Source organism: Streptomyces sp. NPDC102279, from assembly GCF_044766365.1.
In the GTDB taxonomy this organism is placed as follows: domain Bacteria; phylum Actinomycetota; class Actinomycetes; order Streptomycetales; family Streptomycetaceae; genus Streptomyces.
Genome location: NZ_JBIWLU010000009.1, coordinates 224,458 through 237,369, shown reverse-complemented (window position 1 = coordinate 237,369; position 12,912 = coordinate 224,458). Strand labels below are relative to the sequence as shown.

The following is a 12,912-nucleotide window of genomic DNA, read 5'->3' as shown; positions in this document are numbered from 1 at the left end:
GAATTGTAGGTCCCCGACAAAAGGCTAGGTCTGGGGATCTCCATCGGCGAGACGCCCCAGGATCAGCGCGATCCGCAGCGTGAAGGCGGATCGTACATCCGAGGGCGACCAGCCGGTGACGTCAGTCACACGTCGGAGCCGGTAGCGCACGGTGTTGGGATGGACGAAGAGCATCCGGGCGGCGCCCTCAAGACTGCTCGCCTGCTCCAGATAGACGCTGAGCGTCTCCAGGAGCGCGGAGCCGGCCTCCTCCAACGGTCTGTAGATCTCCTCCACCAGCTGGTCGCGGGCGGAGGGATCGGAGGCGATCGCGCGTTCCGGCAGCAGATCGTCCGCCAGAACCGGGCGCGGGGCGTCCTGCCAGGCGGTACACGCCTTGAGGCCGGCGGCGGCGGCCTGCGCGGACCGGGTCGCGGCCAGCAGGTCGGGCACGATCGGTCCGGCGACGACCGGCCCCGCGGCGTACGGGCCGATCAGTGACTTGGCGACGGCGAGGGGGTTGTCGCTGCCGCCCGCGATGACGACCAGCCGGTCGCCGAGCACGCCGGTCAGCACCTGGAGCTTGGCGTGCCGGGCGGCCCGCCGGATCGCCTCGACCGTCAGTTCGCTGTCACCGTCGGGTGCCGTGCCCAGCACCACGCAGACGTGTTCGGGCGAGTTCCAGCCGAGCGCGGCGGCCCGGGAGACGGCGCCCTCGTCGGCCTCGCCGGAGAGCACGGCGTTCACGACGAGGGATTCGAGCCGGGCGTCCCACGCGCCGCGGGCCTCCGCGGCCTGCGCGTACACCTGGGCGGTCGCGAAGGCGATCTCGCGGGCGTACACCAGGAGCGCCTCGCGCAGTACGGACTCGTCGCCGGGGGCCGCCACCTCGTCGATGGCCGACTCCATGACCTCGATCGTGGTCCGCACCATCTCCACGGTCTGGCGCAGGGTGATGGCCCTGGTCAGCTCGCGCGGCGCGGTGCCGAAGACGTCGGTCGAGATGGCCTGGGGAGCGTCGGGGTGCCGGAACCACTCGGTGAACGCGGCGATGCCGGCCTGGGCGACCAGCCCGATCCACGACCGGTTCTCCGGTGGCATGGCCCGGTACCACGACAGCGTCTCGTCCATGCGCGTGATCGCCTGCGCGGCGAGGCTGCCGGACGACTTCTCCAGCCGCTTGAGGGTCGCGGAGTGCGCGTGGACGTCGTGCGCTGGGCGCTCGGTGTTGCTCGCTTCGGGTTCGGGCACGGGACAAGACTGCCTTATCAGGACGGAGCCGTGCGGCGGCGGGTCGCACGTAAGCGGGGAGGCCCGGCGTCCGGCCGGGGCTACGGTGGTGGACGTGATGGACGTCCGCCGCGCCGAAGAGCGCTACCGCGGAGGGGACCCGGCGGCCGGGATCTCCTCGCTCCACGCCTTTTCCTTCGGCCCGCACTACGACCCCGACAACGTCCGCTTCGGTGCGGTGATCGCCTGCAACGAGGAACGGCTCGCTCCCGGCGCGGGCTTCGACGAGCACCCGCACAGCCACACCGAGATCGTCACCTGGGTCGTGGAGGGGGAGCTGACCCACCGTGACTCGGCGGGGCACGAGTCGGTGCTGCGGCACGGCGACGTCCAGCGCCTCAGCTCGGCGGGCGGCGTCCGGCACGTCGAGCGCAACGACGGCGAACTCCCGCTGGTCTTCGTCCAGATGTGGCTCGCCCCGCTCGAACCGGGCGGCGACCCGTCGTACGAGATCGTCCACGGCATCGCCGACTCCACCCCGTACGCCCTGCCCGAGGCGGGCGCCATGCTGCATGTGCGCCGTCTGACGGCGGGCGAGCGCACCGCCGTCCCGGACGCGCCCTTCGTCTACGTCCACGTCGTCCGGGGTGAAGTCCGCCTGGACGGCGAGGAACTGGGCGAGGGCGACGCGGCCCGCATCACCGACGCGAAGGACATCGAACTCGTCGCCGGTGTGCCCGCCGAGCTGCTGGTGTGGGAGATGGCCGTCGGCTGACTCCGGAGGCCGCCGGTCAGGTCATGCCCGGGCCGCCGTCGAGTTCGCGGATCAGCCGTGCCCCCTCGCGGGCCATGATCTGCGGGTCGCGCAGGGCGTTGGAGAGCAGGGACATTCCCTGGTAGGCGCCGACGAGGGTCAGCGCGCGGCCCTCCGGGTCGGCGTCGCCGAGCTCGCGGTACTGCCCGGCGACCCAGTCCAGCAGCAGCCGGACCACCTGTCCCGCCGCGAGGTCGAGGCCGCCGTCGTCCCGCTTGTCGAGTTCGGCGGCTAGGGTGCCGGTCGGGCAGCCGTAGCGCGCCGCGGTGTCGCGCCGGGAGACCCACGCCCCGACGAGTCCCTTGAGGCGGTCGCGCGGATCGGGGAGCCGGTCCAGCTCGTCGGTGAGTTCCCTCAGATGCCCGGCGTGCTCGGCGAGGGCGGCCTCGACCAGCTCGTCCTTGGTCTTGAAGTAGTAGTACACGTTGCCCGCGGGGACGCCCGCGGCACGGGCGATGTCGGCGATCGTCGTGCGCTCCACGCCCTGCTCGTGCAGCACCCGGGCCGCCGCCGCCGTCAGCAGCCGCCGCTTGCCGCCCGCCTTCGCCCGCGGGCTCCGGACCTTCTCTGAGTCAGTCACCCGACTGACTATAGACAGCCGCGCCCACCGCTTGCTAGCGTCCACTTCACTGAAGTGAGTCAGTCGACTAACTAACTAAGTCGACCGACCCGATCCATGCGTGAGGAGACCGACATGTACGTGGTGACAGGAGCGACCGGGAACGTGGGACGCGCGCTGGTGCGGACGCTCGACGACGCAGCGTTGCCGGTGACGGCGGTGGCCCGGCGGATCACCGGGGCGGACGTGCCCGAGGGCGTCCGGGCGGTGGCGGCCGATCTCGCAGAACCGGCTGGGCTGGGGCCCGCGTTCGACGCGGCCGAGGCACTGTTCCTGCTGGTGGCGGGCGAGGACCCGCACGCGATCCTGGACGCGGCGAAGACCGCCGGCATCCGCCGGGTGGTGCTGCTGTCCTCCCAGGGTGTGGGAACACGCCCGGACGCCTACGGGCACCCGGCCCGCTTCGAGCGGGCGGTACGGGAGTCGGGGCTGGACTGGACGGTCCTGCGGTCGGGCGGGATGGCCACCAACGCGTTCGCCTGGGCCGGATCCGTCCGCGCCGGCCGCGAGGCCGAGGCTCCGTTCGGCGAGGTCGGCCTGCCGTTCGTGGACCCCGACGACGTGGCCGCCGTGGCGGCTGCCGCACTGCGCGGGGAGGGCCGCCACACCGGGGCCACCTACACCCTGACCGGTCCCGCGGCGACGACCCCGCGTGAACGCGCCGCCGCCATCGGCGCCGCGCTGGGCGAGCCGGTGCGCTTCACCGAGCAGACCCGCGAGGAGGCGCACGCCCGGATGTCGGCCTTCATGCCGCTGCCGGTGGTCGAGGGCACCCTCGCCATCCTCGGCGAACCGACCGAGGAGGAGCGCCGGGTCAGCCCCGACGTGGAGCGGGTGCTGGGCCGCGCTCCGGGCACGTTCGCCGGCTGGGCGCGGCGCAACGCGGCGGCGTTCCGCTGAGCGTGCGGGAGGCGCGGCCGCCGTCGCCGCAGACCTCTCGTCAGGCGGTGAGGTCGGCCAGGACCGCGTCCGTGAAGGGGGTCCACGCCTCGATCGCCCACGGTCCGAAGGCCCGGTCGGTCAGGGCGACGCAGGCGGCGCCGACGACCGGGTCGACCCACAGGAACGTGCCGGACTGGCCGAAGTGGCCGAAGGTTCGGGGGGAGGACGAACTCCCCGTCCAGTGCGGCGACTTGGAGTCGCGGATCTCGAAGCCGAGGCCCCAGTCGTTGGGGTTCTGGTGTCCGTAGCCGGGCAGGACACCCTTCGTCCCGGGGTACTGCACGGTCATCGCCTCCGCGACCGTGCGCGGGTCCAGCAGCCGGGGGGCCTGGAGCTCGGCGGCGAAACGGACGAGGTCCTCGACCGTCGAGACGCCGTCCCTGGCGGGGGAGCCGTCCAGGGTCGTCGCGGTCATGCCGAGCGGTTCGAGGACCGCCTGGCGCAGGTACTCCGCGAAGGGCATCTCCGCCGCCTTGGCGATGTGGTCCCCGAGCACCTCGAAGCCGGCGTTGGAGTACAGCCGCCGCTCGCCGGGAGCCGAGGTCACCCGGTGTTCGTCGAAGGCCAGACCGGAGGTGTGCGCGAGCAGATGCCGGACCGTCGAACCGGGGGGCCCGGCCGGTTCGTCGAGCTCGATCGCCCCCTCCTCGTACGCGACGAGCGCGGCGTACGCGGCGAGCGGCTTGGTGACCGAGGCGAGCGCGAACCGGTGCTGCCCCGGGCCCCGGGTGCCCACGACCGTGCCGTCCGCGCGGACGACCGCGGCGGCGGCGGTGGGGACGGGCCAGTTCGCGATCAGCGCCAGACTCTGCAAGGACATGCCCACGACCCTAAAGGGCTCACAGGGTCAGCCGCATCGAGGGGTCCGGCTTGCGGACGAAGCCGAGGGACGCGTACAGCGGCTCGGCCGCGGCGGACGCGTTCAGGTCGACCTGCCCGACACCCCGCTCGCGGAACCAGTCGAGGAGCGTCTCCATGCAGGCGCGGGCGTACCCGCGGCGCCGGGCGTCCGGGTCGGTGGCGACGCTGAAGACGTGCCCGACCGCGCCGTGCGGATTGTCCGCCCGCCCGATCCGGTACTCGACCGTGCCGGCGACGAGGGCCGCCAGCGCGCCGGGCCGGTCCGGGTGGTCGACCACGAAGGCCACGAAGGACTCGTCGGCATCGGCGAGCTTCGCGCGTACGGTGGGCAGCGAGGCGGCGTGCCACCCGCTGGAGCTGTCGGCGGCGAAGACCGAGTCGATCATCACCTGGCGCAGGCGGAGTACTTCCCGGGCGTCTTCGGCTGTGGCACGGCGTACGAGACTCATGATCGGCACGCTAGCCACCCGCCCCCGGGCGCGTCCTCGCATTTTTTCGGCGGATTCCGCTTGCTTCGAGTGCACTCCAAGGTTTTAGCGTGGGGACCATGACCGTGATGGAGACCACAGCCGAGGCCGTCGAGACCGACGCCGACACCTGCGCCGGACCGCCCGAGGGGGACCGACGCCCGGACGGCCAGGACAACTACACGATCAGCGAGGTCGCCGCGTACACCGGCCTCAGCGCGCACACCCTGCGCTGGTACGAGCGCATCGGGCTGATGCCGCACATCGACCGCTCGCACACCGGCCAGCGCCGCTACAGCAACCGTGACCTGGACTGGCTCGGCCTGGTCGGCAAGCTCCGGCTCACCGGGATGCCGGTCGCCGACATGGTGCGGTACGCCGAGATGGTGCGCGCGGGCGACCACACCTACATGGAGCGCTACGAACTCCTGGAGGCGACCCGACGGGACGTCAAGGCCCGGATCGCGGAGCTCCAGGACACCCTCGCGGTGCTCGACCGCAAGATCAGTTTCTACGGTGACGCCGGCCGCGCCCTGGCGTCGGAGAGGTCCCGGTGACGGACAGCAGGATCGCGACGGCACGGCTCGGCGCGGACGGACCCGAGGTCGGGGTGCAGGGTCTCGGCTGCATGGGGATGAGCTGGGCGTACGGGCCGCCGGACGCCGAACAGTCCCGGGCGGCCCTGAGCCGGGCGCTGGAGCTGGGCGTGACCCTCTTCGACACCGCCGACGCCTACGGCAGGGGGGAGAACGAGACGTTCCTGTCCTCCTTCGTGGGCGCCCATCGGGACGACCTCGTCATCGCCACGAAGTTCGCGCTGACCAGCTCACCGGACGACCCCTACAAGCGGATCGTCCGCAACGACGCGCCGTACATCCGTTCGGCCGTCGAGGCGAGTCTGCGTCGGCTGGACGTCGACGTGATCGACCTCTACTACATGCACCGCCGGGACGTGAACATCCCCATCGAGGAGACCGTCGGGGTCATGGCCGAGCTGGTCCGCGAGGGCAAGGTCAAGCACCTCGGGCTGAGCGAGGTCACGGGCGGCGAGCTGCGGGCCGCCCACGGCGTGCACCCCATCACGGCCGTGCAGTCCGAGTGGTCGCTGTTCAGCCGCGACATCGAAGCGGCCGTGGTGCCCGCGGCCCGCGAGCTGGGGGTCGCCCTGGTGCCGTACTCACCGCTCGGCCGCGGTTTCCTCACCGGGTCGTTCGCCGACGCCGACGAGGACCTGACCTCGGACGACTTCCGCCGTACGATGCCCCGCTTCACCGGCGAGAACGCCACCGCCAACGCAGCCCTCCTCGAACCGGTCCGCACGGTCGCCGAGGCGCACGGCGCCTCGCTCGGCCAGATCGCGCTGGCCTGGGTCCAGCAGCGGGCGAGCGTCCACGGACTGACCGTCGTACCGATCCCGGGGACCACCAAGGGCAAGCGGGTGGAGGAGAACACGGCGGCCACCCGCATCGTCCTGACCGACGGCGAACTGGCCCTCCTGGAGCCGATCGCGGCGAAGGTGGCGGGCGACCGCTACGCGGACATGACGTTCTCGTCGGCCGGCCGCGAGTGAGCGGCCGGTAGCCGGCCGGACACCCCCTACAGCTGCGCCAGCAGCTCCGCCTTCTTGGAGGAGAACTCCTCGTCCGTGACGAGCCCCGCCTCGTGGAGCTCGCCGAGGTGCCGGATCCGGTCGGCGATGTCGGCCGGATCCCGGCGCGGCACGGCGGACGCGGCCACCGGCGCGGGGCTCGCGGTGCGCGCGGCGGCGAGGACGGCCGCCGCGAACGGCAGGGACTCGTGGACCGGTCCGTACCCGAGACCGAAGACGACGGCCGCGGGGTCCTGGTCCGCCTGCGCGGGCTGCGCGGAGACGGGCTCACGCCGCAGCAGGCGCAGATGGCCCTCGAACACCTCGGGGGAGCGCCATTCGACGCCGCTCAGCGCGGAGACCGGGAACGTCTGGTCGCCGGCCTTCCACTTCGCCGACGAGGCGCCCGTCCAGAACCACCGGAAGGACACCGCCTTGCCGTCGAAGGAGGCCTTCCCGTCGTACGCCTTGAAGGTGAGGGGTGCCTCGGGCGGCTCCACCAGGAAGCGCTCGGCCGGTTCGTCGTCCGCGGCGAGCCGGGAGCGCAGCTCGTCCGCGTAGTACTCGGCGAGCGTCTCGCGATCGGCGGGCAGCACCAGGCGGTAGGGGTCGCACCCCTCCTTGAGCTGTCCCGCGGCCGCCTCCATGAGGGGGTCGGCGCCGGGCCTCGGCACCGCGCGCAGCACGACCGTGCCCCGCTTCCCGGGCGTGAGCGTCACCGCCGCCACCGCATCGAGGGGGATACGGCGTTCGCCGAGCGCCTGGAACAGCTTCGGCGTGCGGATCCCCCGTTCGAAGCGGATGAGCACGGAGTCGGACTCGAACTCCCAGGCGGCATGAAATCCGGCCAGTACGTCACCCATGCGGGCCATCGTATGCGGCACGCAAGCCTCCGTCGCCTCTCCGGGCGGACCGCGATTCTTTCGGTCTCTACGCGCGTCAGGCCGATGTCGTGGCGGACAAACCCGCCCGGCAGCCGCCGTCGTCGTGCGCGCATCGGACCGCGCGGTACGCGCCAATGCCGATCTCCGCGAAGTTGCGGAGACTTTCCGTTCCCGGCTGGAAGTAGCCGGCGTGTCCCTTCGCCCCGTCGGCGGACAGGACGCGCGCCCCGAACCCCTTCGACACCGGGTCCGCGCCGTGCCCGAGGCCGCCGACCTCCAGGTGGGGCACGTCCTGGATCCAGTCGTCCGCGTCGCGCATCGCCCAGACCCGGGCCGTGGTGTGCAGGTTGGCCGCGTTCGCCGCCCGCATGCCGGGGCTGCCCGCCACCGCTATGTCGGAGACCCGGGAGGGCAGCGAGTGGGCGGCCACCCCGCACAGCACCGAGCCGTAGCTGTGGCAGTAGAGCGCGACAGGCTTGGTCCCGGGCAGCGCCCGGAGCAGCGCGTTCAGCCGCACCGCGCCTTCCTGGGCGCGCATGGCGGTGGCCGAGTCGATGCCGAGCCCGCTGGGTGCCGTGTAGTCGGCCCACGCGATGACGGCCGTCCGCACACCCGGGTCGGCCGCCCGCTCCGCCGCGTACAGCGAACTCGCCATGCCGACGGGCGCGGAGTACTGCTTGACCGTGCGCTGGAAGGTGAGCAGGTCGGTGTCGACGCCGGGAACCACCACGGAGACCCGCCGGGCGGTGTCGAGGTTGCCGAACACCTCGGCGACCCGGCCCGATCCGTTGGGGTCGAAGGCGAGGATCTTGCGGCCGCCGTCCAGCAGTGCCTCGTAGCGGTGCATCCGGCGGCCGGCGTCGTACTGGCCGACGGCGGAGAACCGCTTGTCGTGCATGCGCCGGTGCTCGACCTTGCGTTCGTGCTGCAGCGCGAGACGGTTGGCCTGGTATCGCAGGGTCACCGGTGCGCCGTTCATGTTGCCGACCGCGAGGGGATAGCGGTGGACGAGCCGGGAGCGCTGGTGGGTGTCGAGCGTGTCGAAGAAGCCGGCCAGCCGGGCGGGCGTGGCGTCCGGGTCCGGAAGCCGGTGTCCGGCGATGCTGCCGTGCTCCCACGCGGAGCGGGACGCCTGGAGCGGGGAGGGTGCCCGGTGGCTGTGGAGCGCGGTCCAGCCACTGGTGGCCAGCATCACGAACACCACGGCCAGCGCGAGCAGCGCACGCCAGGCGTTGAGTTGGGGGGTTGAGTCGAAGGAAGTCACTGAGAGGACACCCTAGGAGAAGTGGGGTGCCTCCCGTTAAACGAGTGACTGGGATCACGTTTCTGGTGGGGTAATTGGGGCAAACCGGGTTCAGTTTGAGTTAAATAGTCACACTCTGTTGGTGAATTCCTGCGACGTGTGTGCGAGTTGTGACGCTCTGTGCGGGGTCTCGGGGACCGCTGGTGTCATGACCCCGCAGAGAGGTCCGGAGACCCGGCGGGCGCCCGGTCCGGCCGGGTGTCCCACTTCTCCGCCAACGACGGCCCCACATGGTCGAGATAGGAGACGGTCAGCTCACGGATCGCCGCCACGCTGGTGTCCTCGCCCGCACCCCACCGGCGGCCCGTCACCCGCATCACCCCGCCGAACACGGCGACCGCGATGCGCGGCCGGGGGTCCGCGTCCACGTCGAGACCCTCGCGCTCGGCGATCAGTCGCGCGATCTCCTCCTCGACCTCCTCCGAGCGGCGCAGGTGGGCCGCGAGCAGTGCGGGTGTCGACTCGATCAACTGGTAGGTCCGCATGTGGAGTTCGATCGGGACGACGGCCTCGATCGCCTCGCCGATGGTGTCCCAGCTCTCCAGGACGGCCCGCCGCAGGGCCTCCAACGGGGCCTCGTGGGGCGGACGTTCACGCACGGCGTCGATGAAATGGGACTCACTGAGCCGCTGCAGGAAGAGGGCGGCGTCCTCCTTGCCCGCGAAGTAGCGGAAGAAGGTGCGCTGCGAGACGTCGACGGCCTCGGCGATCTCGTCGACGGTGGTCTGCTCGTATCCCTGCGTGATGAAGAGTTCGAGGGCGGCCCGCAGCAGTGCGTCCCGGGTGCGCTGCTTCTTGCGCTCGCGCAGACCGGGGCGGGGTGCCGCCGTCGCCGCTGCGGTCGCCGGCGCAGCCGCCGTCGGCCCGGCCCTGCCGGCTGTGTCCGTCATGGTCCCGGAACCTCTCTTTCGCGTCCCTCCCTGAACTGTCCGCCCAGTTCAGCCTATCTGTGAGTAACGTGACAGTTACCGACTTGTGAATTGGTTTGTCAACTGTCAGTGACTGTCACTAGCCTCGAATGCATGACTAGTCAGACCACCATCGACAAGCCGGAGCCCGGCGACAAGGCTCCGGTCTCCCCGTCGGGCGGGGCCCCGTCCACGGGCCTGCGCGGCCATCCGTGGTTCACCCTCATCACCGTGGCCGTCGGGGTCATGATGGTGGCCCTGGACGGCACCATCGTCGCGATCGCCAACCCCGCCATCCAGAAGGACCTCGGCGCGAGTTTCGCCGACGTCCAGTGGATCACCAACGGCTACTTCCTCGCCCTCGCGGTCACGCTGATCACCGCGGGCAAGCTCGGCGACCGCTTCGGTCACCGGCAGACCTTCCTCATAGGCGTCCTCGGCTTCGCCGCGGCCTCCGGCGCGATCGGCTTCTCCAGCAGCATCGCCCTGGTCGTCACCTTCCGCGTCTTCCAGGGCCTGTTCGGCGCCCTGCTGATGCCTGCCGCGCTCGGCCTGCTGCGCGCCACCTTCCCGGCCGAGAAGCTGAACATGGCGATCGGCATCTGGGGCATGGTCATCGGCGCGTCCACCGCGGGCGGCCCGATCCTCGGCGGCCTGCTCGTCCAGCACGTCAGCTGGCAGTCGGTGTTCTTCATCAACGTTCCCGTCGGCGTCCTCGCGCTGGTCCTCGGCACGCTGATCCTCACCGACCACCGCGCCGCGAACGCCCCGCGGTCCTTCGACCTCCTCGGCATCGCGCTGCTGTCCGGCGCCATGTTCTGCCTGGTCTGGGCCCTCATCAAGGCCCCGGCGTGGGGCTGGGGCGACGGTCTGACCTGGACGTTCCTGGTCGTCTCGATCGCCGGATTCGTGCTCTTCGCCCTCTGGGAGAAGCGGGTGAAGGAACCCCTGATCCCGCTCGCCCTGTTCCGCTCCGTGCCGCTGTCCGCCGGTGTGGTGCTGATGGTCCTGATGGCCATCGCCTTCCTCGGCGGACTGTTCTTCGTCACCTTCTATCTCCAGAACGTGCACGGCATGAGCCCCGTCGACGCGGGCCTGCACCTGCTGCCGCTGACCGGAATGATGATCGTGGGCTCGCCGCTGGCCGGCGCCCTCATCACCAAGGTGGGCCCGCGCATCCCGCTGGCCGGCGGCATGGCGCTCACCGCGGTCTCCATGTTCGGGATGTCCACGCTGGACACCGGCACCAGCAGCCTGGTCATGTCGATCTGGTTCGCGGGCCTCGGCCTCGGCCTCGCCCCGGTCATGGTCGGCGCGACCGAGGTCATCGTCGGCAACGCGCCGATGGAGCTGTCCGGTGTCGCCGGCGGCCTCCAGCAGGCCGCCATGCAGATCGGCGGCAGCCTCGGCACGGCCGTCCTGGGCGCCGTGATGGCCTCCAAGGTGGACGGCGACCTCGCGGGCAACTGGGCGGACGCCAAGCTGCCGCCGCTCACCCCGGCCCAGCTCGACCAGGCCTCCGAGGCCGTCCGGGTCGGCGCCGCGCCGGTCGCCAAGGGCACCCCGGCCGAGATCGCCGCGAAGATCACGGACGTCGCCCACGACACCTTCATCTCCGGCATGAGCCTCGCCTGCCTCGTGGCCGCGGGCGTCGCCGTCGTGGCCGTCTTCGTCGCGATGCTCACCAAGCGCGGCGAGAACGCCGACGCCGCTGGGGCGGGCGCCGGACACATCTGACGGACGCGGTCACCCGGATGTCCCCTGGCGGAATTTCGCCTATCCGGGTGATCACGCTCAAGTTCCCTCCCGTTCGGCACACGCCGCAGGTCACAGTGGGTCAAGTCCTCCGTACGGCCTGGAGGGCGACCGGGTCTGCGGCGCGCTGCCGGAGGGGGGTGGCGCGCGTGCAGGTCTGTACGCGTGGAACGGGGGTACCCGAAGCATCGACCCGAACCGACCGACAGGTCACGGGAGTTCAGGAGTTGATGATGGCGGGCTTCGGAAACGGTACGCGCAGGTACCCCCGTTCACGTGGCCGGATGGGACCACGGACCGGGCCGGACAGCGCGACCCTGGGCATCATCGGAGTCGTCTGCGCGGTTGCCGGCTTCTTCACGCTGGGAATCGTCCTCGGGCCGGTCGCGATGATCTGCGGCTGGTTCTCGATGGGGCGCCGCTGGACGGGCTCGGGGCCGGTACCGGCCCTGATCGCCCTCGTCCTGGGAGCGATCGACACACTCCTGGCGATCATCTGGCTGGCGGGCGGCGCAGGCAACGGCCTGCTCTGAGGCCGCTCGACCGGCTGTCACCTGTTGTGGGCCCGTGTGCCGCTCCGAGCGGCGCGCGGGCCCACAGGTCTACGTGGGGGAGTGCTCCTCCGTCCCCGACGGCAGCGGGTGCGGGAGGAGGCCCGGGGTGCCCGTGAGGGCGGTGACCTCGGCGCGCAGGGCCCGTACCTCCTGGGTGAGTGCCTCGATCGCCGCCGTCTGGCGACGCTCCTCGACGTCGTCCTTCTCGAACCGGGAGATGAACCAGGCGGCGATGTTCGCGGTGACCACACCGAGCAGGGCGATCCCCGACAGCATCAGACCGACCGCGAGGACCCGGCCCATCCCGGTGGTCGGCGCGTGGTCGCCGTACCCCACCGTCGTCATCGTCGTGAACGACCACCACACGGCGTCACCCAGCGTCCGGATGTTCCCGTTCGGGGAGTCCCGCTCCACGGACAGCACGGCGAGCGAGCCGAACATCAGCAGCCCGACGACCGCGCCCCCGACGTACGTCGTCAGCCGGATCTGCGAGGCCATCCGCGCCCGCCGCCCGACGAGCATCAGCGTGGAGACGAGCCGCAGGAGCCGCAGAGGCTGGAGCATCGGCAGGATCACCGCGCACAGATCCAGCCAGTGGGTCCGCACGAAGTCCCGCCGCTGCCCGGAGAGCGCGAGCCGTATCAGGTAGTCGGCCGCGAACGACCCCCACACCACCCACTCCACCACCGTGCAGGTGAGCGCCACCGCCGGCTCCGCGTCGCTGTCCACGATCGGCACGGCGTACGCGAGGGCGAACGCCACCGCGAGGACGAGCAGGGGCCGCTGAGTGTGCAGCTCCCAACGGGCCTGGGCCGATTCTTGCGTCATGAGCGCATCGTAGGAAGAAAAGGGGGAGGGGCGGGGGGGCCCCCCCCCCCCCCCCCCCCCCCCCCCCCCCACCCCCCCCCCCCCCCCCCCCCCCCCCCCCCCCCCCCCCCCCCCCCCCCCCCCCCCCCCCCCCCGGCCCCGCCCCCCCCCCCCCCGGCGCCCCGGCCCCCACCGCCCCCG

14 protein-coding genes are annotated in these 12,912 nt (G+C 71.9%); 6 read left to right on the top strand and 8 right to left on the bottom strand.

Annotated features, from left to right (window positions below):
• Positions 1-24: 24 nt before the first annotated feature.
• On the bottom strand, positions 25-1,230 hold the full coding sequence (fasR, locus tag ACIRQH_RS24390; RefSeq protein ID WP_358818066.1) for a fatty acid biosynthesis transcriptional regulator FasR: 1,206 nt from the start codon (positions 1,228-1,230) through the stop codon (positions 25-27).
• 97 nt (positions 1,231-1,327) lie between these two features.
• On the opposite strand from fasR, the gene ACIRQH_RS24385 reads away from it, so the two are divergent.
• Entirely contained in the window at positions 1,328-1,984 is a 657-nt protein-coding gene (locus ACIRQH_RS24385; protein ID WP_358818199.1) for a pirin family protein, read from the top strand.
• A gap of 16 nt (positions 1,985-2,000) precedes the next feature.
• Here ACIRQH_RS24385 and ACIRQH_RS24380 read toward each other — a convergent pair whose 3' ends face one another.
• Positions 2,001-2,603 (bottom strand): TetR/AcrR family transcriptional regulator, encoded by a 603-nt coding sequence (locus tag ACIRQH_RS24380; RefSeq protein ID WP_404226991.1) that lies wholly within the window; start codon positions 2,601-2,603, stop codon positions 2,001-2,003.
• A 114-nt stretch (positions 2,604-2,717) separates the two neighbouring features.
• Here ACIRQH_RS24380 and ACIRQH_RS24375 point away from each other — a divergent pair, with 114 nt between their 5' ends.
• Complete coding sequence (locus ACIRQH_RS24375; protein ID WP_404226990.1) at positions 2,718-3,542, top strand: NAD(P)H-binding protein; 825 nt, start codon at positions 2,718-2,720, stop codon at positions 3,540-3,542.
• A gap of 40 nt (positions 3,543-3,582) precedes the next feature.
• Here the strand turns inward: ACIRQH_RS24375 and ACIRQH_RS24370 are convergent, their stop codons facing one another.
• The gene (locus tag ACIRQH_RS24370; RefSeq protein WP_358818069.1) at positions 3,583-4,404 is read right to left on the bottom strand and encodes a serine hydrolase domain-containing protein; all 822 of its coding nucleotides are present in this window, start codon (positions 4,402-4,404) and stop codon (positions 3,583-3,585) included.
• 19 nt (positions 4,405-4,423) lie between these two features.
• Complete coding sequence (locus ACIRQH_RS24365) at positions 4,424-4,894, bottom strand: GNAT family N-acetyltransferase (protein ID WP_388864764.1); 471 nt, start codon at positions 4,892-4,894, stop codon at positions 4,424-4,426.
• Between the two features lie 98 nt (positions 4,895-4,992).
• Here ACIRQH_RS24365 and ACIRQH_RS24360 point away from each other — a divergent pair, with 98 nt between their 5' ends.
• A complete protein-coding gene (locus ACIRQH_RS24360; RefSeq protein WP_358818071.1) occupies positions 4,993-5,469 on the top strand; it encodes a MerR family transcriptional regulator in 477 nt (158 codons plus the stop codon).
• The gene (locus tag ACIRQH_RS24355) at positions 5,466-6,482 is read left to right on the top strand and encodes an aldo/keto reductase (protein WP_404226989.1); all 1,017 of its coding nucleotides are present in this window, start codon (positions 5,466-5,468) and stop codon (positions 6,480-6,482) included. The genes ACIRQH_RS24360 and ACIRQH_RS24355 overlap by 4 nt, the downstream gene beginning before the upstream one ends.
• 26 nt (positions 6,483-6,508) lie before the next feature.
• On the opposite strand, the gene ACIRQH_RS24350 is transcribed toward ACIRQH_RS24355, so the two are convergent.
• The 3 genes from ACIRQH_RS24350 to ACIRQH_RS24340 form a co-directional block, all read right to left on the bottom strand.
• Complete coding sequence (locus ACIRQH_RS24350; protein WP_358818200.1) at positions 6,509-7,372, bottom strand: DUF4429 domain-containing protein; 864 nt, start codon at positions 7,370-7,372, stop codon at positions 6,509-6,511.
• A 67-nt stretch (positions 7,373-7,439) separates the two neighbouring features.
• Positions 7,440-8,648: an alpha/beta hydrolase gene (locus tag ACIRQH_RS24345; protein ID WP_388864766.1), complete on the bottom strand. Its 1,209-nt coding sequence runs from the start codon at positions 8,646-8,648 to the stop codon at positions 7,440-7,442.
• A gap of 185 nt (positions 8,649-8,833) precedes the next feature.
• Entirely contained in the window at positions 8,834-9,577 is a 744-nt protein-coding gene (locus ACIRQH_RS24340) for a TetR family transcriptional regulator (protein ID WP_358818074.1), read from the bottom strand.
• Positions 9,578-9,709: 132 nt separating this feature from the next.
• Between ACIRQH_RS24340 and ACIRQH_RS24335 the strand changes: the two genes are divergently transcribed.
• Positions 9,710-11,332 (top strand): MFS transporter, encoded by a 1,623-nt coding sequence (locus tag ACIRQH_RS24335; protein WP_358818075.1) that lies wholly within the window; start codon positions 9,710-9,712, stop codon positions 11,330-11,332.
• 248 nt (positions 11,333-11,580) lie between these two features.
• Complete coding sequence (locus ACIRQH_RS24330) at positions 11,581-11,883, top strand: small hydrophobic protein (protein WP_164375633.1); 303 nt, start codon at positions 11,581-11,583, stop codon at positions 11,881-11,883.
• Positions 11,884-11,952: 69 nt separating this feature from the next.
• Here the strand turns inward: ACIRQH_RS24330 and ACIRQH_RS24325 are convergent, their stop codons facing one another.
• Positions 11,953-12,732 (bottom strand): potassium channel family protein, encoded by a 780-nt coding sequence (locus ACIRQH_RS24325; RefSeq protein ID WP_358818076.1) that lies wholly within the window; start codon positions 12,730-12,732, stop codon positions 11,953-11,955.
• Positions 12,733-12,912: the final 180 nt, after the last annotated feature.

Excerpts from the sequence above, each read along its gene's own strand:
- ACIRQH_RS24385 (WP_358818199.1), top strand. The coding sequence starts at position 1,328 with ATGGACGTCCGCCGCGCCGAAGAGCGCTACCGCGGAGGGGACCCGGCG.
- ACIRQH_RS24375 (WP_404226990.1), top strand. The coding sequence starts at position 2,718 with ATGTACGTGGTGACAGGAGCGACCGGGAACGTGGGACGCGCGCTGGTG.
- ACIRQH_RS24370 (WP_358818069.1), bottom strand. The coding sequence starts at position 4,404 with ATGTCCTTGCAGAGTCTGGCGCTGATCGCGAACTGGCCCGTCCCCACC.
- ACIRQH_RS24365 (WP_388864764.1), bottom strand. The coding sequence starts at position 4,894 with ATGAGTCTCGTACGCCGTGCCACAGCCGAAGACGCCCGGGAAGTACTC.
- ACIRQH_RS24360 (WP_358818071.1), top strand. The coding sequence starts at position 4,993 with ATGACCGTGATGGAGACCACAGCCGAGGCCGTCGAGACCGACGCCGAC.
- ACIRQH_RS24350 (WP_358818200.1), bottom strand. The coding sequence starts at position 7,372 with ATGGCCCGCATGGGTGACGTACTGGCCGGATTTCATGCCGCCTGGGAG.
- ACIRQH_RS24340 (WP_358818074.1), bottom strand. The coding sequence starts at position 9,577 with ATGACGGACACAGCCGGCAGGGCCGGGCCGACGGCGGCTGCGCCGGCG.
- ACIRQH_RS24335 (WP_358818075.1), top strand. The coding sequence starts at position 9,710 with ATGACTAGTCAGACCACCATCGACAAGCCGGAGCCCGGCGACAAGGCT.
- ACIRQH_RS24330 (WP_164375633.1), top strand. The coding sequence starts at position 11,581 with ATGATGGCGGGCTTCGGAAACGGTACGCGCAGGTACCCCCGTTCACGT.
- ACIRQH_RS24325 (WP_358818076.1), bottom strand. The coding sequence starts at position 12,732 with ATGACGCAAGAATCGGCCCAGGCCCGTTGGGAGCTGCACACTCAGCGG.